The sequence below is a fragment of the SAR324 cluster bacterium genome (assembly GCA_015232315.1).
Classification (GTDB): domain Bacteria; phylum SAR324; class SAR324; order SAR324; family NAC60-12; genus JADFZZ01.
This window is the reverse complement of the sequence record JADFZZ010000018.1, coordinates 1-25,411: the sequence shown is the minus strand read 5'-3', so window position 1 is coordinate 25,411 and position 25,411 is coordinate 1. Positions and strand designations below refer to the sequence as shown.

At 46.0% G+C, this 25,411-nt stretch carries 13 protein-coding genes and 1 riboswitch; of the genes, 6 read left to right on the top strand and 7 right to left on the bottom strand.

Annotated features, from left to right (window positions below):
- Position 1 precedes the first annotated feature (1 nt).
- The 5 genes from HQM11_12720 to HQM11_12700 are packed head-to-tail and all read right to left on the bottom strand — an operon-like array spanning position 2 to position 4,874.
- Positions 2-589 carry a YeeE/YedE family protein gene (locus tag HQM11_12720; GenBank protein MBF0351889.1) on the bottom strand — a complete coding sequence of 196 codons (588 nt, stop codon included), beginning with the start codon at positions 587-589 and terminating at the stop codon, positions 2-4.
- Positions 586-1,116, bottom strand: a complete 531-nt coding sequence (locus HQM11_12715; GenBank protein MBF0351888.1) for a YeeE/YedE family protein — start codon at positions 1,114-1,116, stop codon at positions 586-588. The genes HQM11_12720 and HQM11_12715 overlap by 4 nt, the downstream gene beginning before the upstream one ends.
- Positions 1,117-1,167: 51 nt before the next feature.
- Positions 1,168-2,124, bottom strand: coding sequence for a polysulfide reductase NrfD (gene nrfD, locus HQM11_12710; GenBank protein MBF0351887.1), 957 nt, complete (start codon positions 2,122-2,124; stop codon positions 1,168-1,170).
- A gap of 9 nt (positions 2,125-2,133) precedes the next feature.
- Entirely contained in the window at positions 2,134-2,679 is a 546-nt protein-coding gene (locus tag HQM11_12705; GenBank protein MBF0351886.1) for a 4Fe-4S dicluster domain-containing protein, read from the bottom strand.
- Positions 2,679-4,874, bottom strand: a complete 2,196-nt coding sequence (locus tag HQM11_12700; GenBank protein ID MBF0351885.1) for a molybdopterin-dependent oxidoreductase — start codon at positions 4,872-4,874, stop codon at positions 2,679-2,681. Before HQM11_12700 ends, HQM11_12705 begins: the two co-directional genes overlap by 1 nt.
- A 374-nt stretch (positions 4,875-5,248) precedes the next feature.
- On the opposite strand from HQM11_12700, the gene HQM11_12695 reads away from it, so the two are divergent.
- Positions 5,249-10,825, top strand: a complete 5,577-nt coding sequence (locus tag HQM11_12695; GenBank protein ID MBF0351884.1) for a GAF domain-containing protein — start codon at positions 5,249-5,251, stop codon at positions 10,823-10,825.
- Between the two features lie 282 nt (positions 10,826-11,107).
- On the opposite strand, the gene thiC is transcribed toward HQM11_12695, so the two are convergent.
- Positions 11,108-12,883: a phosphomethylpyrimidine synthase ThiC gene (thiC, locus tag HQM11_12690; GenBank protein ID MBF0351883.1), complete on the bottom strand. Its 1,776-nt coding sequence runs from the start codon at positions 12,881-12,883 to the stop codon at positions 11,108-11,110.
- A 71-nt stretch (positions 12,884-12,954) separates the two neighbouring features.
- Positions 12,955-13,056, bottom strand: a riboswitch (TPP riboswitch).
- A gap of 584 nt (positions 13,057-13,640) precedes the next feature.
- Between thiC and HQM11_12685 the strand changes: the two genes are divergently transcribed.
- Positions 13,641-15,050, top strand: a complete 1,410-nt coding sequence (locus HQM11_12685; GenBank protein MBF0351882.1) for a response regulator — start codon at positions 13,641-13,643, stop codon at positions 15,048-15,050.
- A 65-nt stretch (positions 15,051-15,115) separates the two neighbouring features.
- Here the strand turns inward: HQM11_12685 and HQM11_12680 are convergent, their stop codons facing one another.
- Positions 15,116-17,824 carry a CHASE2 domain-containing protein gene (locus tag HQM11_12680; protein ID MBF0351881.1) on the bottom strand — a complete coding sequence of 903 codons (2,709 nt, stop codon included), beginning with the start codon at positions 17,822-17,824 and terminating at the stop codon, positions 15,116-15,118.
- Between the two features lie 725 nt (positions 17,825-18,549).
- Here HQM11_12680 and HQM11_12675 point away from each other — a divergent pair.
- From HQM11_12675 to HQM11_12660, 4 genes are all read left to right on the top strand, one after another.
- Entirely contained in the window at positions 18,550-19,881 is a 1,332-nt protein-coding gene (locus tag HQM11_12675) for a hypothetical protein (GenBank protein MBF0351880.1), read from the top strand.
- Positions 19,882-19,891: 10 nt separating this feature from the next.
- On the top strand, positions 19,892-20,650 hold the full coding sequence (locus HQM11_12670; GenBank protein MBF0351879.1) for a FecR domain-containing protein: 759 nt from the start codon (positions 19,892-19,894) through the stop codon (positions 20,648-20,650).
- A gap of 1,609 nt (positions 20,651-22,259) precedes the next feature.
- Positions 22,260-23,834 carry a formylglycine-generating enzyme family protein gene (locus HQM11_12665; protein ID MBF0351878.1) on the top strand — a complete coding sequence of 525 codons (1,575 nt, stop codon included), beginning with the start codon at positions 22,260-22,262 and terminating at the stop codon, positions 23,832-23,834.
- Positions 23,835-23,851: 17 nt separating this feature from the next.
- Positions 23,852-25,333 carry a GAF domain-containing sensor histidine kinase gene (locus tag HQM11_12660; GenBank protein MBF0351877.1) on the top strand — a complete coding sequence of 494 codons (1,482 nt, stop codon included), beginning with the start codon at positions 23,852-23,854 and terminating at the stop codon, positions 25,331-25,333.
- The last annotated feature ends 78 nt before the right edge of the window (positions 25,334-25,411 follow it).

Here is a 25,411-nt window from a genome sequence, read left to right as displayed (position 1 = left end):
CTCATGTGTTAAGTTTTTTTTCAACATAGTTGGCGCCAGCAAAACCGCCAACGGCAATGAGCAGAACCACGGTTGCGACCAACCATGGATTGAGATCCAGCCATTGGGGAATGGTGATATCTCCCATGTTGCCCTGTTGCATGAAATTTTCCACCAGGTCCCAGCCTTCCGCAAAGATCAACATGCCCAGCATCATGCCCGATAAATAAAAAATTGCATCGATTTTACCACTGGCAATGGCGACCACAGAGGTTCCGGGACAGTACCCACCAATTGCGAATCCCACACCAACGAGGATTCCGCCAATCAACTGGGAGTGAAGATAGGTTCCATTGAGATAAAAAGATCCCAAAGGCATGATATTTAAGGCGTCAAGAATCAGAATGCCAAACATGGTTGTCACAATGGCAGTGAACATGACACGAAAGACACTCCAGTCCCGACCATACCACTGATCTGTCAATTTTTTTGCAGAGCCAAAGCCTGCTCGTTCCAGCATGAAGCCGAAGCCGAAGCCGATCAATCCTGCGGCAATCAAATCTATCTCGAAAGAAATAAAACCGGTTTTTACTAATGGTGCGATCGTCATAGCCACAATCTCCTTACGAAATATCCGCCAATAAAGCCGCCGGCAAATAAAGCCAGCATGAACACCCAACTGCCAAGAGCAAGAGTAGCTCCTCCGCTCAGTGCCTGTCCGCTGGTACAGCCACGAGCCAGGCGTGCCGCCCAGCCAATGATGCCACCACCCAGCACGGCAAAGAAAAAACGTTGGCCAGTGGTGATTCGTGGGCCTTTTTCAATGGCTTTTCCAAACCTTCCAGCCGTTATCGCCCCAAACAAACCACCAAAAAACATGCCGATAAATTGCATGATCAACCAATCATTCCAGATGATTGACCCATTTTCAAAATAACCGTTCAGGTAGCTCAGTTTGGCGACATGCTCTGAACTGAATTGATTGAGAACCGCAGTGGTGACCCGCATGATAAATCCGGATCCGCCCAAGCCGCGTCCTGAAACATAATAGGCCAGCAACAGCACCAGTCCCAGACCAATTCCAGCGGTGATATTATGCCAGTAAGGTTGGGGTTGTATTGGTTTTTCATGATCCATAATCCCTCCTGTTCCTCAAAAAAATTGAGACGAATGCCTGTTCGTCCGTGATTATGAAAATGTGGGAATGGCTTGCCCCGCATAGACAATGATAAATCGCAGAGAAATTCCACCCAACAGAACCAGAAGTGGAACCAGCACGGAAAACCGGATCCGCTCCATCACTTCCAGTGTTTCAAGCAGTAGCGGAATCAGCATTCCACCCAGCACCACCACGATCCAGAACCAGGGCGTATAACGACTGCCACCAATCAGAAAAATCATGGCGTCTTTCACATTTTCTGAAGCGGTAATGCCGCCGACAATGAACAAAGTCACCGCAAAGCCTTCCAGCGCGATCATGTACATGTCAATTTTGGAATAGAGTCCTTTTTCAGTTCGCGGAGCCAAAAGGACGAGCAAAGCCGCGGCGGAAGACAACCCTGAAAGCAGGAATACAAACCCTAATATTGAACTGGACCAAAGTGGCCTCGCGTAAAACGAGGAAAGCAGAACTCCGGTATAAACCCCCACACCCACGCCCATGTGAAAATTGATCGCTGCGATTTTGTTCAAATGAGTTTCCAGCCATTTTGTCAAGGGAATCAAGGGTTCCGCCTGCCTGATTTGGAGCAGATACTCACGATTCACGACCAAGGCCTGCATGGCTGAAACGGGAAAAAAGATGATCAGCATCCAACTCCCCCAGGACATGGGCGAGGTGTAAACAAAATTGGTATAAAACCTCCAGACATGGATCTTGTATTCCAGATCCAGAAACAGAAAAAACATGCCGATGCCGAGCAAAACCGGTGACAGAACGGAACCGATTTTTACGGCCATGCTGTATTCTTCCGAAGGTTCATCCTTACTGAAAATTCCACCTTTTCGCATCAGAATCATGGCGGCCGTGATGATCAGCAATCCGGCTGATAGGCCACCCAGAAACAGATATATGGGTACTTCCCAGCCCCAGATATGGAGATGCGGAAGAACCTGGGGATTGAGTTTATTGGTTACGATTTCCATAATTCCTCCCTACATCAACCAGAATAATTTGGGTTTGGTACCGGCATGAAGTTTATCCTGTGTCACAACTCTTCCGGCAAGCAGCGATTCCGCTTTTCCATCATTGCTGTTCAGATCCACCAGAGTCAGACAACTGGTAGGACAAACGGTGACACAGGCTGGCTGTAATCCCGCCTGAAGTCGATGCTGACAGAAAGAACATTTATCGGCGTAACCCGTGGGATGGATATAGCGTGCGTCATAGGGACAGGCCGCGACACAGGCTTTGCACCCCGTGCACAAATCACGGTGAATCTGCACAGTCCCATCACCGGGATAATACGAAGCGCCAGTCGGACAATTGGTCACGCAGGGTGCTTCTTCGCAGTGCTGGCAACGCTCAGAGCGGTTGACCATACTCAATTCAGGAAACACTCCTTCTACTTTTTGAACAATCCAGTCCCGGCAATAGCCTTCCGGAACATCGTTTTCTGATTTGCATGCATAAACACAGGCTGAACAACCTACGCAACGTCGTGTATCAATGATCATGGCATATTTGCGTTCTCTGGCCATTATGCCTCCCTGGTGAAGGTGACAAAATTATTATTCATACCGGTACCGCCCATGATGGGGTCCACCGACAGATGCGTGATCAGATCCGCGTCACTGGCACCCTTGTTCCGTGCAAATTCCAGTCGGGGGTCTGTGTGACCAAAGCCATGAACCATGTATACCGTGTCGGGCCGGATTCTCTGGGTCAATCTGATTTTGATCTTTGTTCGGCTTTTGAATCCATCCTGATTGACCAGATACACATATTCTCCATGTTCCAGTCCCATGTCACGACCTGAAACCTGATTCACCCACAACTCGTTTTCAGGCATCAATTCACCCAGAAACCGGTTATTGGCTGTTCGGCCAAAGGTGTGCATCGGCGCTCTTCCTGAAAGCAATCTGAAATATCCCGGCGGGTTTTCCGGCGGCGGTGTGTACTGCGGCACAGCGTCAAAACCCATGGACTTCAATTGCTGTGAGGCCAATTCAATTTTGCCGGAAGGCGTGTTGAATTGAAGCACTTCACCGGGTTGTCGATAAAGTGCGGGATCTTTCTTGGTCAAGACACCTTTTTTCTTGAATTCAGCCAGCGAACTTCCCATGAGTTTCAAGCGATCATCGAGATAGGATTCAATGCTTGCGGGAAACAAATTGGGCAGACCCATTTTTTCAGCCATCATTTTAGCAATTTCATGTCCGGGTTTCGAATCATACAATGGCGGAACGACAGGCTGTCGTATCGCTACATGCGGTATCCGGAAGGAACGCGGGTCCAGATCGTCATAGCGTTCCAGATAGGTACATTCCGGCAAAACCACATCCGCGTAACCGGTGATTTCCATGGGAAGGATATCAACCGCGACCATGAATTCCAGTTTTTCAAGAGCTTCGATCGTTGATTTCTGATCTCCCAGCGAATGAATCAGATTGGTTCCATAAACAAACCAGGATTTTATGGGATAGGGATCCGCCGTCAGCGTTTGCTCGACAATTTCATTGGCCGGAACATCCGACGCAAAGGGATATTTTGATTTGAATTTATGCTGCGCATTGTGCTGGCTCGGAAATGGGATTCCGGGAACAGGGTAGGATTTGTATTTCAACATTCCGCCCGGCATCCGGTAATTTCCCAGAAGCGCATTCAGGATGGCGATCGCGCGCTCTCGTTGAGTGTCATCCCCATACCAGACAACATGCCTTCCGGGGTGAATCAACGCCTTAGAACCATAGCGCCCCATATCTCTGGCGACACTTACAATTTGTTCCACCGGAATTCCGGTAAGGGCAAACGTGTTTTCAGGAGTAGCCGTTTTGACACCGTCCCAGAGTTCTTCCAGACCAATGGTGTTTTTTTCCACAAACTCAGCATCATACAGTTTTTCCTTGATCAGAATATGAATCCAGGATCGCAATAACGCCATGTCCGTTCCCGGTTTGATGGGCAACCATTTTTCGGCTTTGCCTGCGGCGACCGAATATCTCGGATCAACCACAACAATTTTTCCGCCCTTGCCAACCATTTCAGCGAACTCCTGGACGGCGGTGTTGTGCATGTTCTCACCCAGATGAGAGCCAATCAACACCAGGTATTCGCTATTGGCTACATCCAATGCTTCCGGACTGCCAACTCCATGGCCATAAGTGAGTTTGAAAGCTTCCAGGCGGGGACCACGACATTGTGCATAGGATGGCGCTGAAAAGGTTTCAATGCCATAGGCCTTGAACAGGGTTTTAAAAAATGACGCGCCAAAACCATGACTGAACATCACAATGGCTTCAGTTCCATATTTTTTTGAAATTTCTTCGTAGCGTTGCGCGATCAGCGTCAATGCTTCATCCCACGAGGCCTTGCGAAATCTGGATTCGCCATTGACGGTTTCCCGAATCAATGGATGCGCCAGCCGGTCGGGGTCATACAACATGCCATGTCCGCCCGTTCCCCGGGGACAAAGTTTTCCATTACTCAGGGGATGATCAGGGTTGCCTGTGATTTTATAAAGCTTGCCGTCACGGACATGACCATTGATGCCGCAACGCCAGAAACATATTTCACAGACAGAAGGAATGATTTGTTCCATGGCAGGATCACCTGCGGCAACAACTTCCCCGGCTTCCCATGGAAGCTTGAAGCCATTTGCCATCATGGTTGATGACGCCAGAAAGGCCGAGGAAATTTTGATGAAATCTCTCCGGCGGATGCTGTGCTTTCCCATAGTCCTCCTTTAGATCGGATGCTGACTGTATTACTATAGTGTTTCAGAAAAGTATTCTGGCACTGTTTGAGTATTGGAGAAAGTGTTCATCCCGAAGGAACATGTGGGATTTTCAAGCAGAGAACAATTTCGCGTCTTGAGCTCGAAAGGACACAGAACCCCAATTTATTGATCTGGAATAAAATATTCAGAATAAAACTATATTCGTATATTTGAATACATTGTTAAATTCAAGTTTTTTTTCAATACCTTATTATTGGGTGTCTTTTTCATCCCTCTTGCCCACCATCCTTGAATGTGTCATAGATCACCTAACTGAAGGGAGTGTTCTTGCATTCCACTCCTGATGAATTTCCCATAAACATGATTATCAAATGCAGTCCCTGATTCACACTAAACTTATCTTTCCCCATACAATTCCGCTGCTGCTCTCGCTGCTGACCAGCCTGTTTTTGGCTTCCCTGACCATTCAGTCTGGCAGCACCCAAAGGAAAAACCAGTTATTCACCCTCTACTGCCTGCTACAGGCTACGGACTATCTGAATGGCATCCTGCAGATTCTGCTGGTTTCCAAAGAAGCGGCGCTGCTCTGCTCCCGACTGGAGGCTCTGGTTTACGTTTTTATCATCCCCATCGGAATGCATTTTGTGCATCAATTCCTGGACATCCGGAAGCGTCAGGGACTCGTGCGGGGGATCTACCTGATCATTACCCTGTTGGTTCCCTTTGGACTCACCCGCTATCACATCATGGACAAGACCCGCGAGGGAAATGTATGGGTGAGTCACATGGGCTTGAATTATCAACTTCTGACCTTCATCGCGTTGGGAGTGACCCTTTACTCCATGGGTTTGCTGATCTCAGGCCTTTGGCATTGTCAGAAGCCTGAAAAACGGCAGGAAATTCTCTTTATTTTTGCAGGGCTCCTTTTGAATGGGATATTGAGCCTGTTGAGCGCTTTATTGCACGCCTTGGGAATAGAGCGTCTTTATCTTCAGAATTATGGTTTTCTGCCTCTGGGACTGATGGCGTATGGTCTGCTCCGTCATCAATTTCTGGACACTTCCGGAAGTTGGCTGGCACAAAGCAGGATTCCCACCATGCTCTCTTTGATCGTCTGGGCGCCTTTCGGGGTGTTTCTGCTGTTTTGGATTTTGTCTCCTGAAGGCACCTTTTATCCTCTATTCAAAGAACACATCGGAGGGTATGCCCTGCCTCCGTTGCTGACCATGCTGTTCAGTCTTGCCTTGGGCTCCCTGATGATCCGGTTGGGCGGAAATCAAAAGAAAAAACAATTATTCACGTTTTATTGCCTGATTCATGCCGTGGGGTACTTCAATGCCGTAACCAATCTGGTGGTGTCTTCCCGGGAAACAGCATTGATTCTGGCACGGTGGAGCGCGCTCATCTATGTATTGATCATTCCTGTAACCATCCATTTTGTTCATCGGGTGTTGGCTATCAAGCATCGCCAATGGTTGGAACGCGGACTTTATGGACTGACCCTGCTGGTCGTGCCTTTCACCCAAACCCGTTATCATATCACCGACAAGTTCTATACCCCCTATGGCTGGCAAAGCCAAACGGGGGGCCTTTATCAATTTCTGACCTTCCTCGCCCTGGGATGTATCCTTTATTCCATCATCCTGTTGGCAAGAGGTTTAAAACAACAACATCCTCCTGAAACCCAGAGGGAAATTCTCTTTGTCCTCAGTGGATTTTTGCTCAATGTGGTACTCAGTTTCCTGGACAGTTTGTTTCCTGTGATAGGAGTGGTGATCTATCCTGTAGGGAACTTTGGATTTTTGCCTCTGGGATTCATGGCTTATGGTATTTTCCGTCATGATCTCCTCCATCTCAATGTCTATACCCAACGACGGATCATCAACACCCTGCTCCAGGGGCTCTTCCCTCTGGCTTATGGAATGGCGATAGTTCTGGGATTCTGGATTTTGCGTCCTTATTCTCTGGAACATATTCTTCAGCGTCTGATTCCTTATGGAATCCCTCCCTTGCTCTCCTTCCTGTCCTGCTTTTTTCTGTCGATGGCATTGATCTATCTGGCAGAGCACAAAAAAGAATCCTGGGTTTTCAACGGAATCTGTCTGCTCTATGGCTTTCTGAATCTGGATATTCTGCTCAATGGTCTCATTACCGATCCTGCTCTCGGATTGCAGATCAGTCGCTGGGATCATTTCTTTTTTGTGTTTATTTTTGGACTCAATCTTCATTTTCTGTTTTTGGTCACCGGGGAACAACGGCATCGCTGGTTGATCAAGCTTTCTTATGGGATCAGTCTGTTGATGGCACCGCTGACTCAGACCTCGTGGTACCTCCAAGACATGTATTCTTATTCCTGGGGATTTTTTGCCCAAAAAGCTCCCTTGTTTGATTTGATGAGCGGGTTGTGGATGGCAGAGTTTTTTTATATGTGTGCTGTTTTTTACCAAAGTTGGTCTCACAGCCAAAATACTTTTGAAAAACATCGTGCCTTCTACCTCATGGTCGGATTTGGGGTGACCGCAACCCTGAATCTGGGAAACATCCCGACCCTGAATGGCATGGAATGGTATCCTCCCGGAAATTTTACCTTTATTCCCATCCTGCTCTTTGCTTATGGGGTTCTCGTTCACAATGGCAAGGAACTGCTGAGGATGCTCCGGAATCTGTTCTATTGGACCGGTTTGGCGGGGTTCATCATTGTGCTTGTAATGCTGATGTGGGAGCTTCCGTTTTTTCGGGACTCCCCTCTGGGAACCCTCGTTGGCTTCACGGGGGTGATGCTGGCTCTGAAATTATTTTCCCTCAGTTGGACCTTGCTTCTGAACATGTTCTTTCCCCAAGAGAAAGAGAACCTTCAGCAAGTTCTAAAAGTCCTGATGGCGATGTTATCTCAAGCGACACGCTTCCGGGAACTCTACCAGTTTGTCAGCTACACCCTGTTCAAGCATTTTTCCACCCGTCAGTGCAGTCTGTTGATTCAGACAAACCTGGACTCCTCTTTTAGCGGTTGGTCGTATCAAAGCTTTCAGGCAAGTTTTTTTTCTGGGGCAGATCCCCTCAATAACAGTGAACATCCTGTAATCCTCTCCTCGAAGCATCCCCTGTTGAGCCGTTTGTCAGAATTAAAACGAGCGATGAATCAGGAAGAAGTGGCGGAATGGATTCTGATTCAACAGTTCCGCCTGGAACCGGAGGATCTGCTGAGTCATGCGGAATGGATTCTGCCCATATTTCAGGAAGACGCCCTGAAAGGACTCCTGTTGGTTAGCGAAAAAACCGATTCTTCTGCTTATAGTGTAGCGGAACAGGAATTTCTGCATCAACTCGGACTGGCACTGGGACCTCACATTCAAAATCTGGAACTGTTGCAGGGACTGGAAGCCAAGGTTCAGGAACGGACCGCAAGCCTCCATGAAGCGATGGAAGAAATTCAACATATCAATCAGGTCGTTCAGGCGGTAAACACCACGCTGGATCTGGATGAGATTGTCCAAACCATCATGGATGCTTTGCAGGAAATTTTTGAATTTGACCAGATTGGAATTTTTTTGCTGGATGCTCAAAAAAAAGAATTACGAATGCATCATTATTATGTAGAAGGCGTTACCGAACAGCATTTCAGAAATGCGCAGGAAATGATTTTTCCTCTGAAAGATTATTGCAGTTATGTGAGCAATGTGTGCATGACTCAGGAATTTGCCTACATTTCACCCATCACTCCGGAAGTCGTTGATAAATTTATGCCGCTGGATCGAAGATTTTACGACAACATTCCTGTAAAAGCCTATCTGCTCTGCCCATTGCTTGTCCAGAACCAGGCCATTGGAACCGTGGTAATTGCCCATAGCCGGAAACCCTTTCATCTCACCGAAGAAGAGATCCTCAAAATCCAGCACTATGTGACGCAGATTGCCACTGCCATCAATAATGCCCGTCTGGTGGAAGAAAGCCGTCAGGCTCATCGTCATCTGTCTCAGGTGCATGAAATCAGTCAGAAGGTCAGTGTCCATCTGGATATTCAGGAAATCACCCGGGTTTTCATTCAGGAAATCGTTCAGGCCATTCGTCCGGAAGGTTCCGGTGCCATTATGCTGTATCATACGGAAAACAATACGCTGAGGCTTTACGCCAATTACGGATTAGACTCACGCTATAGTCAGACCTATGCCCTGCCTGTAACGCCGGAAACCATGTATACCTATGACTGCTTCCATCACCAAAAAACCGCTATTTTTGAAAGGGAAACTCTAGCTCGCTATCAAACGACGGAACTGGCGCTCAAACTGCATTTTCAACGACACCTCATCCAGCAAATGGTGGTGCCCCTGACCATCGAACAGGAATCTTTCGGTCTGGTGATTGTGTCGCACTATGACCCTGAACAAGGGTTTACAGAGAGTGATCGACAGCTTCTGGAAAACCTCGCTCTCAATTTGGCTCATCATTTCCAGAACGCCAGAATCCATCAAAAAATCCAACTCAAGGAACGGGAGATCACGCATATCAACCAGGTGGTTCAGACTGTGAACAAAACCCTGAATCTGGATGAAGTCATGCAAGCCGCGATGGAAGCCATGAGAGAGATCTTCTGGTTTGATCAGATCGGAATTCTTCTGATTGATCCTGAGAAACAGGCTTTAAGGCTTCAAAAATTATACGGGAATGTGGATCAAAACATTGTTTCCAGGTTGCGGCAACTCATGTTTTCGTTGGAGAATATCAACAGCTTTTATGTCAAGACGGTGGTTTATAATGCCCTCAATTATATCCCTCAGATTACCCCGGATTTGGTAAAACAGTTTTGTGAATCCGATTATAAGGCCTATCAGATGAATCCCGTTTCGGCTATTCTGATGTATCCTTTGGAGGTTCAGGGCAAGGTGATGGGAATGATTGGATTTTCCAATCTTGAAGGCTCCTTTGCTCTATCGGAAGAACAGATTTATCAAATTCAGCGCTATGTGACCCAGATCGCTACCTCCATCAACAATGCCCGTCTGCATGAAGAACTGAAAACCACCCGGATGCAGTTGGCAGAAAGTGAGAAAGTCGCTGCCATGACCCGGACTTTCGAGAAATTTGTTCCTCAACAATTTTTGAGAAGACTGGCACGAGACGGCATCGATCAGATGCAGTTGGGGAAGGCGGAAACCGATGTGATCACCGTTCTGTTTTCAGATATCCGGAGTTTCACGAATCTGTCGGAATCCATGTCCCCCCAGGAACTGTTGAATTTCCTCAATGCCTACCTCAAACGCATGAATGCCCCCATTCATGCCCATCACGGGTTTGTGGACAAATTCATTGGCGATGCCATCATGGCGCTGTTTGACAGTCAGGAAAGCACCGACGCAGAAGATGCACAGAATGCAGTGCAGGCCGCCATTGCCATGCAGGAAGCCGTCAAGGTGTATAACGGACATCGTCGAAATTCAGGATATCGACCGATTGCCATCGGAATTGGCATCCATAGTGGCCCCGTGATTTTCGGAACGGTGGGTTCGGAAGACCGACTGAGTTCCACGGTGCTGGGGGATAACGTCAATCTGGCTTCACGACTGGAAGGACTGACCAAAAAATACCACGCCCCCATTATCATTTCCTCCCACACCTGGCGTCTTCTGCATCCGCATCAGGATCTGTTGTGGCGGGAACTGGATTTTGTGAAAGTGAAAGGAAAAAGCCAACCGGAAAGCATCTTTGAGATATTCAATGCCGATGAAGAACCGGTGCGGAGCCAGAAGCAAAGCCTTTTGCAACCGTATCATCAGGGACTGATGAACTTCCATATCCGTCAGTTTCAGGAAGCCCTAGGCTATTTTGAGACCTGCCTGGGAATCTACCCTGAAGATGTGGTTTCCCAAATGTATTGCAAGCGTTGTCAGGAGTTTCTGAAAAATCCACCTTCTGCCGAGTGGGATGGTTCCTTGCAACTGGATCAGAAATAGAGCGTTCCTTTAGGCGATTCATGGAGGAATTTTAGACACTCCCATGCTTGAAAAGGCTGAAAACAGTGGGCAAATTATAGTAAGGACCCAATAACCACCAGGTTAAAGCTAGGGTGTAGAAAATCGCTTGTTTGGGCAAAAAACTGTATGATCCCATGTTTACCGGTTTCGACCCCCTACCCCAACAAGTCCCCTAAAAGATGGATTATCTCAGTGGATTGCTTCATAATTTCCCCTTGGAAGAGGATGTCTATCCAGGATAATCCTTATCCCGAACTCACGTTATTGATAGAGCCTGAATCCTGTGGCTCTGAATTCGTCGGCTTTTTCTTTCATTTTATGTTCAAGCTGTTCAGGAAGAACACTATCTTCGAGCTGAACTTCTTCTGGTGCGATATTTTCTGAAGAAGCCACAAAATCACGAATTTCCTGGGTGATTTTCATCGAACAGAATTTGGGACCGCACATTGAACAGAAATGTGCCACCTTGGCATTTTCCCTTGGGAGTGTTTCATCATGGTAGGCCTGTGCGGTTTCAGGGTCGAGACTCAGGTTGAACTGATCTTCCCAGCGAAACTCAAACCGTGCTTTGGACAAGGCGTCATCCCTCACTTTGGCCTGGGGATGTTGCTTGCCCAGATCAGCGACATGCGCCGCGATTTTATACGTAATGACTCCCTGCTTGACATCATCCCGATTGGGCAGTCCCAGGTGTTCCTTGGGGGTGACATAGCACAGCATGGAGGTTCCCATGGAACCAATGATTGCGGCGCCAATGCCTGAAGTGAAATGGTCATATCCCGGTGCGATATCGGTGGTCAAGGGCCCCAGTGTGTAAAACGGAGCCCCCTTGCACCAGTCCAGTTCTTTGTCCATGTTTTCACGAATGAGATGGATGGGCACATGGCCGGGGCCTTCAATCATGACCTGAACCTCATGTTTCCAGGCGATTTCTGTGAGTTCTCCCAGTGTTTTCAATTCCGCGAACTGCGCTTCGTCATTGGCATCGGCAATTGAACCGGGCCGCAGACCATCGCCCAGCGAAAACGCGACATCATACGCTTTCATGATTTCGCAGATTTCTTCAAAACGGGTATAGAGAAAATTTTCCTGATGATGCGCCAGACACCATTTGGCCATGATGGATCCGCCGCGACTGACGATTCCAGTCAGACGCCGGGCGGTGAGTGGAATATAACGTAACAGGACACCGGCATGAATGGTGAAATAATCCACACCCTGTTCAGCCTGTTCAATGAGTGTGTCGCGCATGATTTCCCACGAAAGCATTTCCGGTCGGCCATTCACTTTTTCCAGTGCCTGATAGATCGGGACAGTCCCGACCGGAACAGGAGAATTGCGGATGATCCATTCGCGCGTTTCATGAATATGTGGTCCGGTGGAAAGATCCATGATGGTGTCAGTTCCCCAATGGATCGACCACACCATTTTTTCCACTTCTTCTTCAATGGAAGATGTCACCGCGGAGTTGCCGATATTGGCATTGACCTTCACCAGAAATTTCTGGCCGATGATCATGGGTTCGAGTTCAGGATGATTGATGTTGGCGGGAATGATTGCCCGTCCATCAGCCACTTCCTGCCTGACAAATTCCGGAGTGAAGCCTTCACGGATGGCGATAAATTCCATTTCCGGGGTGATGATGCCTTTTCTGGCATAATGCATTTGTGACACGTTGCCCTTGCTTTTCAAAACCTTGCGGGGAGTTGGTGGCATGAAGGAAGAATCACCGGCATACACCGGATCGGAAATTTCATAGTCCCCCCGGGCACGAATCCAGTCCTGACGGAGGGGCAGAATTCCTTCACGTACATTCTGGTGTGGAACCGTGTCTCCATAGGGACCGGAAGGATCATACACACGAACAGGCGGATTGTGTTCTGTTTGTCCATTGGAATGCCGGGTGTCTGTCAGGGAAATTTCACGTGCGGGGATTTTCATTCCTGACGGCCCTGAAAGATAAATCCTTTTAGAATTTGGATAGGGCTTGGGAATCTGAAGTTTAGGAGGCGCGATGTTTTTTTTCAGAGCTGACATGGTTTTTCTCAGGAAATTGCGTGAAAATGAAAAGCATTGCCCGGGAAAAACCGAATGGATTCAGGAGCGCTACCGCTCTCTTTTGCCACTCCCTGCTCCGGCATAATCCGCACAGGTTCCAGGGGTCGCTGTTTAAAGCCTCTCAGTCCATCAGGACTCCCCCAGGCAAATGGATAATTATGCCCGACCGTAACGGCCTTCATCGGAACAATCAAGGGATTTCAAGGCGTTAAAAATATGCGTCCAGCAGTGACAATCCGTCATATTCACAGACATAATTTTTCAATGAAAACCCTTGCCCCAAACGACTGAAAAACGAAAAAACCGGTAGTTCATCTGTTCGGACAGATGTCACAAAACAGGTCATTACCCGAAAAATACTGACACCTCAGGTGATTTTTGGTAAGCGTTCAGACGTCAGTTTTCAGGAATTCTCAAGGCCTGGAAGCCAAACGATATTTTCTGATATTCAGTCATAATGTTTCTGAGGCGCATAAACACTGAAAGCTGAACGCTTACGATTTTTGTTAGTAAAAAACAATGATTGCACGAGATTTAAATGTTGCTGTCCTTTACAACATGTTGGACGGTTCTGTCGCATCTGTTGCAGGTTTTTAAAGAAGTGGTAAAATCTCCACTCATTTTATCCTCCTGCAACCAGTGCTATATTTCATTAGAGAGTTGTTATTCTTCTAATATTTAGTCCAAACGATGCGACAGAACCCTTATATCTTATAACACTAATTGAGGATGGACTGTGACCGTTGATGAATTTGATATGTTCAGGGAGATTCCTTCTCTTGTCTTGCCTACAGACGGAGCGTCTGAAAAAAGCGACCCTGCCCTGGAGCGTTCCGATTTCAAGATGCCTCTGATCCTGATTATTGATGATGACCCTGTCGTTCGCGAATCCATGGGCTATGTCTTGGAACAGGATTACCGATTGCTGATCTGCGCCAGTGGCGAGGAAGGTATCCAAAAGGTGAATGAGGAAGTCGACGCAGTTGTGTTGGATATCAAGATGAAAGGAAAAGACGGCTTTGAAACTTTTGTCGAACTCAAAAAGCTGTTTTCTCACCTCCCCATCATCTTCCATTCTGCCTATCAGGATGTCAAGGATCCCTATGAAGTCATCAACAACTTTCGTCCCTTTGGGTATATCAGTAAACAAGGAGGACTCAAGGAACTGTCGGATACCATCGTCAGCGCGGTCGAATATCATGCGCAGATACGTAAAAATGAAATCCTGGTTCAAGAATTCCGGGAGTTGAATGCCACGCTGGAAAATAAGGTCGTGGAACGGACACAATCCCTTCAGGAAACACTGGAGCAACTGGCCGCAACCAATCATCAGTTGTCCGAGTCGAATGGGGAATTGAAGAAGACACTACACCAACTGAATGATACACAGACACAACTCATTCAATCCGAGAAAATGGCGGCGTTGGGGGGCTTGGTCGCGGGGATTGCCCATGAAGTCAATACGCCGATTGGGGTCGCGGTCACTGCCTCCAGTTTTTTATTGGAAGAAACCAATAAACTGGCCAAACTGTATCAAAACGGAGCAATGAAACAGGAAAATTTTACGGATTATCTGGAAACCAGTATGGAAAGTTCCCTGATGATTTTGCGTAATTTGAACCGCACTGCGGAATTAATCCGTAGTTTCAAACAGGTGGCGACGGATCAGTCCGAAGAAGCCATTAGACAGTTTGGGGTGGAGGAATATCTGGGGGAAGTGGTGATGAGTCTCCGTCCCCAATTCAAGCGAACAAGGCATTCGGTGGATATTCAGTGCGATGCCGTGATTCAGATGGAGAGTTACCCCGGTGCGTTATCTCAAGTGATCACCAATTTTATTACGAATTCCCTGAATCATGCTTTTCCCGAGGGTTTCCAGGGAAAGATGAACATTGCGGTCAGGCAGGAAGGGAAAACGGTGATCCTTACCTTTTCCGATAATGGTCAAGGGATTCCTCCGGAACATCTGGGGAGGATCTACGAACCGTTTTTTACGACGAAACGCGGCACGAACGGCACTGGCCTGGGATTGCACATCACCTGGAATCTGGTGACCCAAAAGCTCCAGGGGACACTTCAATGCAGTAGCGTGGTGGGGCAAGGAACCACGTTCACCTTGCGACTTCCTGTCCAAGTGCCTCTTTAAAGCATTCTTCCCAAATAAATTTTTCCCCTCCACCGAGAAGAGCATCGGAGCACCCGCCGTAATGCTTAAGCAGTAACAGGGAAATGAACGGTGAACGTTGTTTTCATCCCTGTGGTCTCATCCGGTTCGCCGCTGTGAACCTCCAGAGATCCTTCATATAAGTGGACAATCTTCTGCACAAAGCTTAAACCCAGCCCTGTTCCAGACTCTGGTTTTGTGGAAAAGAACGCATCAAATATTCTTGACTGAATGGCAGGGTCAATGCCTATACCATTATCGGCGATGGTAACTGTATAAACTGAATCTCTTTGCCAACTCTTGAGGGCAATTGCCAAGTCCGCCCCGCCTCGTTCCAAAAGAGCATCAATCGCATTTTTAAGCAGGTGGCTGAGCATTAAATGCAACTGGTGCGGATGCGCCTGAAAATGCCCATTTCCTGCTAAATTTAACTGCGCCGTAATGTGGTGTTCTTCCAAGGTTTGACGGAGTTCTTCAACCACATCTAAAATGATTTGATCCATCTGGATAGGCTGTAGCCCTTTTTCCTCTTTGCTGAGTTTGGCAAAATTCAAAATTTGATCAGTAATGGCCAAGGCATGCGAAGTCGATTTGTGGATTAACTGTAATCCCTTGTCAATTTGTTCTTCATTTCTATAGATATTTTTCATCAGCGACAGAATGTGAGGGAGTTCTGAGCTTTCTGCAGAGGCAAGGACTTCATAGATTTTTTTGAGATGCACACAACTTTGGTAGCTAAGACTTTCGTAGGGTTTAGCACCCATATAGCCTAAGGATTTATCCACAATGAGTTTCGCTCCGACCAGCGCATTTCTCATTTCATGCGCAAACCCGCCCGCCATTTGCCGTTCTGTCGTTTCTTTTTGTTTGAAAGCCGCTAATTGTGCCGCCTCTTTTTCACGCAGGGCACGTTCCATATCGGTAATATCTTCAAACTGAATAATAGTGCCTAACAGGTCTGCACCACGTTTGAGTGGAGCTATATGGATATTGACCACTAAAGGAGAAAATTGATGTAGCGTGGAAGTATATGGGACGCGAGTCAAGTGGGCTTCCGGTTGTGTGCCATTTAAAATTTGCTGAAGCAGGTTCGGGCTGTCTATGTTTTGGTGAAAAATTGAATCAGGGGCTCCCCAGTTTTCTCCAAGTGTGGAGTGGTTTTGTGGCAGTTTAAATAAGCGGCGTGCCGCGGTATTTTCAGCGATCACTACGCCCTGAAGATCCGTAGTAAAAATTGAGATGGGCGCATTGTAAATGATATCCTGAGAAAGTTTTTGCTCTTGCCGTTTTTCTGCGTCTGCTTTGAAAAACGCATAGACGGTCTGGGCAATCCAGATTCCTGAAAATAACAAAATCGTATAAATGACACTATACCAGGTATGTTTAACATGCAGGAGATATGAATAGCTACCCAGCGCAATACCAAGCCCGCCCCAGGCGATCAAACTAAAAACAAGATATGAATAAGAGGCGGCGGCCAGACTCAATCCCACCCCGATGAAGATCAACAGCAAAAATGTTTGCCAGCGTTCATGGGGTACTCTCTGTAACCAGGTTTCAGAAAGAATATTCTCCAAAACGGTCGCATGAAATTCGATGCCGGGATAATCTCCCCCCAAGGGGGTCACAAAAGAATCAAGCAACCCAATTTCAGTTGCTCCAACCAGGGCAATTCGGTCATGCAAGGTTTCTCTAGGTATGTGGTGTTCAATGATATCGTAGATCGAAATCGTTGGGAATGTTTCGCGTGGACCTTTGTAGTTGAGCAGCAAGGAACCATCTTTATACAGAGGAATGCTTGTGGCACCCAATCCTATGTTTTGGATACCCGTCTCATTTAATTGAACGCTCACATTATTGGCATTCAAGTAATGTTTGAGAATTTGAACATCCACAGACGTATAGAGTTGATCACCCAATCGTTGCACCAGGTGGCTACGCCGCAAAACACCGTCTTCACTATCTTGAAACGCATTGAGAAATCCCTGTCCGGCGGCCTGTCTGGTAATCAGGGAAATACTCGGCTCTGCCGCATACCCTTGAATGAGCGGGGCCTCGTTCAAAAAACGTTGTCCCACAACAGTGGCGATTTGTGATGATCCAATTGTTTGTTGTTCAACACTAATTTGCTGCGGCGTCAATTTATGCCAGCGATGAAGATGCGTCGCCAGCCAAAGTATTTCCCAATATTGCTGATATTGCGATGTGGTTAATTTTTGCTGAAGCAGTGCCTTAAACTGTGGCCACTTTAGTGGCGCACGGTTGGTAAGCAGTTGTAGCTTTGCCATCACTTCAGCAGGCACCTTCCCGGCTTCTAACTGAGCCATGGCCGTATGATCGAGTTGGAAAAGTCCTGATTTACTATGAATAAAATATCCTAAAATGACGTTTCCGGCCTCTGCAATTGTTTGCCCCAAGATGGCGTCATGATCTGTATTGACTTCTGGTTCCGAAAATAAAATATCAAGTCCGATAGTGCGCACTTGATAGAACTCATTTAAGGTACGAATGAGTTCCGAAAAACGTGAACGTGGCCAAGGCCAACGGCCATAGTGCTCCACGCTTTTGGCATCAATGGCCGCAATAAAAATACGATCGCTTTGTGGAACCTGTGTATAATATTTTTGTTGAAAATCAGTCCACTTTTTATCCAGAAATGTGAGCGGTTCATAGCGCTGGCTATAAATGAATAAGACGCTGCCTGTGATGAATAATGCCAATTTAAGCGGTGAAATTTTAAAAAAACGATTTATCATGGATGTCTTTCATGCCGCGATGTTAACTAATCCTAAGAACAACGCCCCACAGGGCTGTTCATTTCTCCTTATTTTGAACGTCAACCGGATGATAGGCGGGGATTACATGCCCCGCAAACGCCAAAAATCGTATTTTTGACGGGCACGTAGTCCCATGTCGTCAACTTAAGGCGTTCTTCGCTGGGGAATCCCCCTTTTCAAAGGGGGCATGGGGGATTTAACGCTCAGAATTACATCCCCCTAACCCCCTTGAACCAAGGGGGAATTAATACTCAGCACCAGTCATAATGCTTAAGTTGATGACATTGGCACGTAGTCCCGTACTGCCAGAGAAGTGAACAGCCCTGTCAGTATGAGCGACTTAAAAAATTTGACAATGACTTAAAATCTCAATAGCTAGACCTGAGCCGAAAACTAAAAAGTCTTTCATTTTAGAGTGATATAGGAGCGAATAAGAGTGTAAATCAACAAATCAATCAACCCCGAACCGACGAGGTCGTTATTACACTCTTCAAGCATCAAATTAGTCTGATTGAGATATCAGAATCAAGGTTGGAAAGCGAATACGCCATCAAAGCTCACGGGAAGATTCAGACGGAACTGGATCAAGCTCTAAAGCGTCGTCAACAGATCGATCTTCAACCTTCGGTGGCCCAACGATTGGATCGCTGTCTGGAAAGGACACCCCCATTTTCACGGTAACATGAGTCAATAAGTGTTTTCTTATGAGTTTTCATGATTTTATCGCTTTTCAAGCGAATCCTGATTTTAGGCGTTTTATGGTTCTGAAAAACAACTGTCTCATCACTGTCCTGCTGCTCGTACTATTACCCGCTACGATTTTGGCTCAAGCACCTGAAATTTTGTCAGTCAATTTGGCCGCGGAAAATTATTTTGAGTCTCCTGATATCACTGCAAAGATCATTGTGACGAATGTTAAAAACATCACGGAAATTCACGTCAATGGGAAAGCAAAGGAGATTGCTCCTGCCAAAACTTTTTTCTTTGAAGTCCCGCTTATCTTGCGGCATGGAGAAAATCAACTGATCATTGACGCCATGGATGAGTCTGGAGTCAAGGCACAAAAAATCTATCTCTTGCATTTTGGCAGCACTGCTGAAGTCGCACAATGGAGAGAAGAGAAAGAAACTGAAGTACGTGAGCGGTTGTTTTTTCTTGTAGATTTGCGCCTGCGTTACGATGACAATCCTCTGTTAGTGCCACAGTCTGAGAGTAGAACCCATGGAACCAATGAAGCCACCAGTGCTGTATTTGCTGATGTGATGGCCCGGTTTCAGCCAACTGTCTGGTCACTGGGTTCGACTTTGGTAACTCCTGAAGTTAGCTATCGCTTCCAGTCACAGAAAAATTCGACGTCTGTCGCAGGAGGATACTTATTCCACTGGCTTTCGGGAACATTAAATTGGCGCATGGGGGAGCACCAAATCAATACCAGTTATCATAATGTCACCTTGCTGACAGAGACAGCCGCGGACGGGTGGAAATCTATGGCAGTGATGAACATTGGTGAAGTGGCAGACGTATGGTTTCATTCAGCAAGAGTACAGTCACGTCCCTTCTTCATGTATATCAACCAGAATTTCAATGATGATCTTGAAACCATCAAAGAGGAAAATAACCAGGGCAATGATCTGGATGGAGTGAAATGGATCGGCGGGTATGGCTTGAACTACTTCATTACACCGGACCGTCAGCAAATTCTGGGACAACTCGTTTATACGAATTCTGATACTCGTCTGGATTATGAGGATTTTTCAGGGATCGGGGTTGTTCTGAATTATCGTATCCTGATTGGAGAACGGATTGAGGTCACTTTGGAGGAGCACCACGAGCAAAATCGTTATCAAGCAACGTATCCCATCTCGGAACACCCCCGTCATGACCAATATAATCAAATCACTTCAGGCTTTCGTTATCTCCTCGCAGAAAACACTCATGTGAAGTTGAATCTCGTTCGTTATACTAACGATTCTAACATCAATCTATTTGATTATGTTCGTCTGGTGGCGGACATCGGAATTTCAACTAATTTTTGATGGATGAAATATGGAGAAAACCATGATTAAACTCATGCGCCATTTAGGGATCATAGTTTTTATGGTCTTGGTACAAATCCATCCCCTTTGGGCGGCGTCAAGGTCTGTGGGCACGCTCACACCACTTGGTCACAGTGCGGAAGTCTATCTGGGCAATCAGAAAATCAGTGTTGCCACCGCCGTCACTAAGGAAGATATCATTCGGACAGGAGGTGGTACCGCTGAACTCGTCATGAACAACGGAGACCGTTTCAATTTGAGCAGTAATACGATTATCAGTGTAGAAGCTTATGTGGATGATAAAAGCCAGGACGAACCCTCACTCATCAAACTAATCATTGGGAAAATTCAGGCGATGGTCGAACGAGAAGATAAAGAAAGTGTCCGCATCAAAACAGAAAACGCCATGGTTGGCGTCAAAGGCACCGAGTTCATTGTGGAAGTGCCTTCTGCAGAGGTGACCCAGGTAACCACGATCACCGGTATTGTCAGTTTACGAAAACTGGATGCTGCTGCTGATAATGAACTGCTCATTACTGCTGGTTTTCGTTCAATTTTGTTGCATAATCTCCAACCCTTCGCTCCCATTGCGATTTCCAAAAAAGATCGTATGCAAATGAACCAGATCTTTCCTTCGAAAAAAGCACCTGCTTTAAAACCTGTCGAATCTAAACCTTTAGATGACGTATTGATTAGAGAAGTTGAGCGTCACATAGTTCAAGATGCATTGCGCGAGCAAGCCCTGCTCGGCGTTGATCTCAATTTTTAGTTGTTATCGCGGCAATTTCATATTTGGGGAAATCATCATGAAATCATATTACCAACAAAACCTGATCCTGGTTGTACTGAGTTTGGCACTGATCTGTTTTTTAGGGAGTTGCAATCCTTATAGCCCTGAAGAAAATTCCGCTAAAGCCCAGTTACGGATAGACTTAGGTCTCCATTCAGACAATAACACGCAAAGGACCATTAATAATTTAGCTACCGCAAGCCGCTTTGAGATCACAGCACAAGTGATCTTCAATTTACAAAAGGAAGATGAAGGGCGAATGCCCTCTGCGACAGTCAAAAAACTCACACCATTACAAGACAAGATTTATAATACGGAAGCAGAATTTTTAGCTGTAGTGACACCGTTGCTGACCACAGAGGAAATGACTAATTATTGGGCAACCATTACCGAATTTGCTTCAACGGCAGTCGAAACCTTAGTAATCCATATTCGTCGTATTGAAGGGGAAGGCAACGTGGGTTCTTTAAGTGCGACCAAAATCATGTATCCTCAAGAAGGTTTTAAGCCGGAAGATTTCGTCTTCTTACTCGATCCAGGCAAAGTAAAAATTTTAGTTTACGCCTATGATAATCTTTTTTTTCGAGGTGGCGGCTTTTTCCCTAGTTCCAATCTCAAAAATATGCGCTATTTTAAGGCATCGGATGTCATCACAATTTTACCAGGTGAACCACAACAAGTCAGTTTACAGATGGCGCATTTTCGCTATGTTCTGCGCCTTGCCACCAACCATGCCATTAAAAAAGTTGGGGAGAACACCTACAAAATCAGTTTTGAGGTTCCTGACTTAGATATCCCCGATGATGTAAAAACTTTTTCGCTCTCCCTGCAGTACGGCATTGGGTTTCAGCGCAATGAATTGAACACGTTCACGATTCCTAATGCAAAACATATTGATTTGTTATTGGAAAACCCGCCCTTCCCTCCCTATATCTATCAGTTCAATGTCTCTTCAGAAGATGCCGAGCTATTCAATGCAGTCGAACAATATTGTCCGATAGAAGTATGCGGCGCGGCACCCATCAGAGTGAGCCGGGGCCCAGTGCATCCCATCAATACGCGAGATTATTCTAATGGCATTCGTATCAAATATACTTCCAATCAGATACAGCGAGACTTGAAAGCCAAAATCTATTTGAGTGAAAGTCCCATCACGCAACGTACCCTCAACGCTGTTATGTCCGGTGATACCGCCACAATGGCCATTATGAAAATATATGGCTTTGACATTCCTGCGGTCATCAAACCCACGTATGAATTCAGGGCATACTTCCTTCCAGACGAAAATTTAAAGGCGATGAACATGGATTTTGTCTTTGATAACATTCCCAACTTTTCTTTTTTGAACGTTGTTGAAGATCCGGACAATGGGGCAAAATCCTATATATTCGTTTGCCAGGATCTGGCAAATCGCGGCTTTGGACATGGGAAAAATCCGTTTTTTACGGATGCGGTAATAGGCGATTTCTGCAACACCATTCCGCACATTAATGAAATCAAGAAATCAACGGATCAGTCTCAGTTGCTGGTTTCATGGGCTTTCTTCGTCCTTGGGCAAAATCTGACTACCGCGGCGAAAACGTTTAACATGGATGTTGAAATCTATGATGACAAGGGCACACTGGTGAAGTCCTTAACCAACCAAACTGCGACTCTTCAAACACCGCATAAATTAGGTATCTATCAACTCCCCATTAGTTTGGCAGACAATGGGTTATCCGCGACGAAAACTTATAACATTCGGCTGCGTTATGCGGTTGGCTATAAATTCACTCAGTATGTTTATGATAAACTGTCCAAGGAATCTAGTTTAAATATTTCGGAAGAAACCCTGGCAAATATTAAAAAATTAGTGAATGGTTTAGGCAAAACGGAACAAACCTTAACTGAGGACATTCAAAAAAATCTGGGAGCTACTGAGGCCGCAAAGTACCAAAGCATTATTCTGGATCGGGCTAAATTGATTCCACGGCCAAGCAATGTATACTCAACGGCCGATGCCGTCTCACCTGGAGCCGGCGGTTCTACCAAAGAAACTGCCGTTGCTGTGGATGATTATATCAACAATCATGCGGGATTTGTCGGCATCAATAATGGCACAGATGAGTATTTTTCTATTTCGGCGATTGATGCCAGTTCCGAAGTTACAGTCTATGTGGTCGGTGTTACTTCAGAAGATGATCTGGTGTATCTCACGCCCCTGCTTTTAGATGCTTCAGGAAAAACCGTCACCGGGAGTGTCGAAAATGAGATTGGACATACTTTTGTCACCCTTGCTAACGGAAACTATATCATTAAAATTCCTAAACCTGATGCCGATGTTGTGCCTTTGAAGTATCGCTTGATCATTAAATGGACTGATGGCTCCAATCAAGTCCCCCCGGCAACAGCCACCTATACGCTTAAAAATCCGGTTGTCCCTAAAGTACGCACAGAACCATTAGACCCTAATGATCCAGGCATGGTGCTGATCAAAGCAGGAACCTTTCAAATGGGCGGCTCTGATTATAGCGATAATACCGCACATACCGTGACTATTTCTAAAAACTATTACATGTCAGATCATCCTGTAACGCTTGGAGAATACCATAGAGTTGATCCAACATTTCAACCTAATAAAAATACAGCCTGTTCCCAGGACGATTGTGCCGCAAGTGATATTTCCGCAAACGTTCACATTCCAAAATATCTTGAATGGCTGAATAAAAACAATCCCTTGGCAGGCGCAGATCCCTATCGTTTATGCACTGAAGCTGAATGGGAATACGCCGCCCGCGCGGGCACAACGACAAAATGGTTTTGTGGTGATGATCGCTCCTGCCTCAATGAGTATGCCTGGCACAATGTCAATTCAGGAGGCCATGTACACCCTGTCAAACAGTTAAAACCCAACCCCTGGGGACTGTATGACATGTATGGGAATGTCTGGGAATGGGTCAGTGATTGGTATGCTCCTTACTCGGGAAACGTCGAAACCGATCCTCAAGGACCAGCATCCGCGATCTACCTTTATGATAAAAGTGATAAAACGGAAATTCTCCAGGTGCTTCGCGGTGGGGCTGCTATTTCAGATGCGGATCAACTGAAATCAGAGTATCGCTTTTATCATCGTATTGGCCGTAGCCTCTGGTTAGGCTTTAGAGTATGCGCGAGCGCAAAATAAAAAAGAACTCTGTTGCTATGGCTGGCAGGACGGATGAGTTTAATGGGTCTCTTCCCACAAATCTTGATTTGGCAAGGGTGATAAAAGCGTCACAGGCCATTTCCGGTGAAATCAAACTAGAACGACTTTTGAAAAAAATGCTTCTGGTGCTGATTGAAAACGCGGGTGCGCAAAAAGGGATTATATTGTTACAGGATCAGGGACCCTGGGAAATTCAGGCGCAACATCCCGCTGAACAAGCCGATATTACGGTGTTGCAAGCAATTGCCCTGGATTCTCAGGAAGCAGAAAAACATTTGCCCAAATCCATTGTTCGCTACGTTGAAAGTACCGGGGAATCCCTGGTACTGGAACATGCCGCTCATGAAAAGCGCTTCATGAATGATCCCTATGTTGTCGCATTTCAACCCAAATCACTTTTGTGCCTGCCGATTCTGTACCAGAAAAAAATAATCAGTATTCTCTACCTTGAAAATAATCTGATGACTAACGCCTTTACTCCAGACCGCATGGAAACCTTGGAGGTATTAGCCTCGCAAGCGGCCATATCTCTGGAAAACTCGAGGCTCTATACAAACCTGGAAGAAAAGGTGAAACAGCAGACCAAAGAATTGGAATCTGCACATGAAAAGATGCTGATTTTGGAAAAAGAAGCCACAGAGACACACATGGCGGGAGGTTTTGCCCATGAAATTAAAAACGCACTGGCGGGTTCTAAACTTGTGTTAGAAAAGAAGTTAGGTGTGAGTGTTCGAGAAACTAAAGATAGCCTGAGTAGCCAAAACTGTGTGGAACTCAAAGCAATTTATGAAATGCTTGATTCTTCAGAAAGCACCGTGATTCCACAAGTGATGCCCCATATGAAAAAGATCTTTGCTAATGAACAACAAATTGACAAGGGACTGATCATTATTCATAAATCAATCGATAGAGCTTTAAATATTACCCGGCAAATCATTGATTTCTCCAAGATTGGCAAGGATGAAACAGGAACGGATCCTGTTTCGATCGATCGGGTCATTGAAAATATTGCTGAAGAATACCGGGAAGCATTCAATAAACTCTCCATCTCCATTCGTTTGAATTTATGCCATGAAGTGATGATTCCCGGCAGAGAAGAGCATTTTTACTCACTATTTAATAATCTTGTTTTGAATGCCAAAGATGCGATTCTTGAGGCAAAGCAGGACCATGCCCTCATCGAAATATCAAGTGTCCGGGAGGACGACCATTATTGTGTTTCCATCACCGATAATGGGATCGGCATTCCTGAAGAAAACATTCCCAAAATATATGACGCGTTTTTTTCCACAAAACCAGAGCCTGGAACAGGCTTGGGATTGGGTGTGGTACGAAAAATAGTTTTGCTTTATCATGGTGCGATTGAAGTCAATAGCGAACTTGGAAAAGGATGTACCTTCAAGATTACTTTCCCTCTGATTAATAGGTCCTTGGGTTTTCGAAAAAAACATCTGTTGAGTTGTGTTGATTTGGCATAAAAATTTTCTGAGCGCCATTCACCCCAGGAGGACGTATGAAAATCCCTTGTATTGAAGCATTACCTTGGTTAGTAGCTG

What these genes read in the sequence shown, in the direction of transcription:
- HQM11_12720 (MBF0351889.1), bottom strand. Translation starts at nt 589, where the DNA reads ATGACGATCGCACCATTAGTAAAAACCGGTTTTATTTCTTTCGAGATA.
- HQM11_12715 (MBF0351888.1), bottom strand. Translation starts at nt 1,116, where the DNA reads ATGGATCATGAAAAACCAATACAACCCCAACCTTACTGGCATAATATC.
- nrfD (MBF0351887.1), bottom strand. Translation starts at nt 2,124, where the DNA reads ATGGAAATCGTAACCAATAAACTCAATCCCCAGGTTCTTCCGCATCTC.
- HQM11_12705 (MBF0351886.1), bottom strand. Translation starts at nt 2,679, where the DNA reads ATGGCCAGAGAACGCAAATATGCCATGATCATTGATACACGACGTTGC.
- HQM11_12700 (MBF0351885.1), bottom strand. Translation starts at nt 4,874, where the DNA reads ATGGGAAAGCACAGCATCCGCCGGAGAGATTTCATCAAAATTTCCTCG.
- HQM11_12695 (MBF0351884.1), top strand. Translation starts at nt 5,249, where the DNA reads ATGCAGTCCCTGATTCACACTAAACTTATCTTTCCCCATACAATTCCG.
- thiC (MBF0351883.1), bottom strand. Translation starts at nt 12,883, where the DNA reads ATGTCAGCTCTGAAAAAAAACATCGCGCCTCCTAAACTTCAGATTCCC.
- HQM11_12680 (MBF0351881.1), bottom strand. Translation starts at nt 17,824, where the DNA reads ATGATAAATCGTTTTTTTAAAATTTCACCGCTTAAATTGGCATTATTC.
- HQM11_12675 (MBF0351880.1), top strand. Translation starts at nt 18,550, where the DNA reads ATGAGTTTTCATGATTTTATCGCTTTTCAAGCGAATCCTGATTTTAGG.
- HQM11_12670 (MBF0351879.1), top strand. Translation starts at nt 19,892, where the DNA reads ATGGAGAAAACCATGATTAAACTCATGCGCCATTTAGGGATCATAGTT.
- HQM11_12665 (MBF0351878.1), top strand. Translation starts at nt 22,260, where the DNA reads ATGGATGTTGAAATCTATGATGACAAGGGCACACTGGTGAAGTCCTTA.
- HQM11_12660 (MBF0351877.1), top strand. Translation starts at nt 23,852, where the DNA reads ATGGCTGGCAGGACGGATGAGTTTAATGGGTCTCTTCCCACAAATCTT.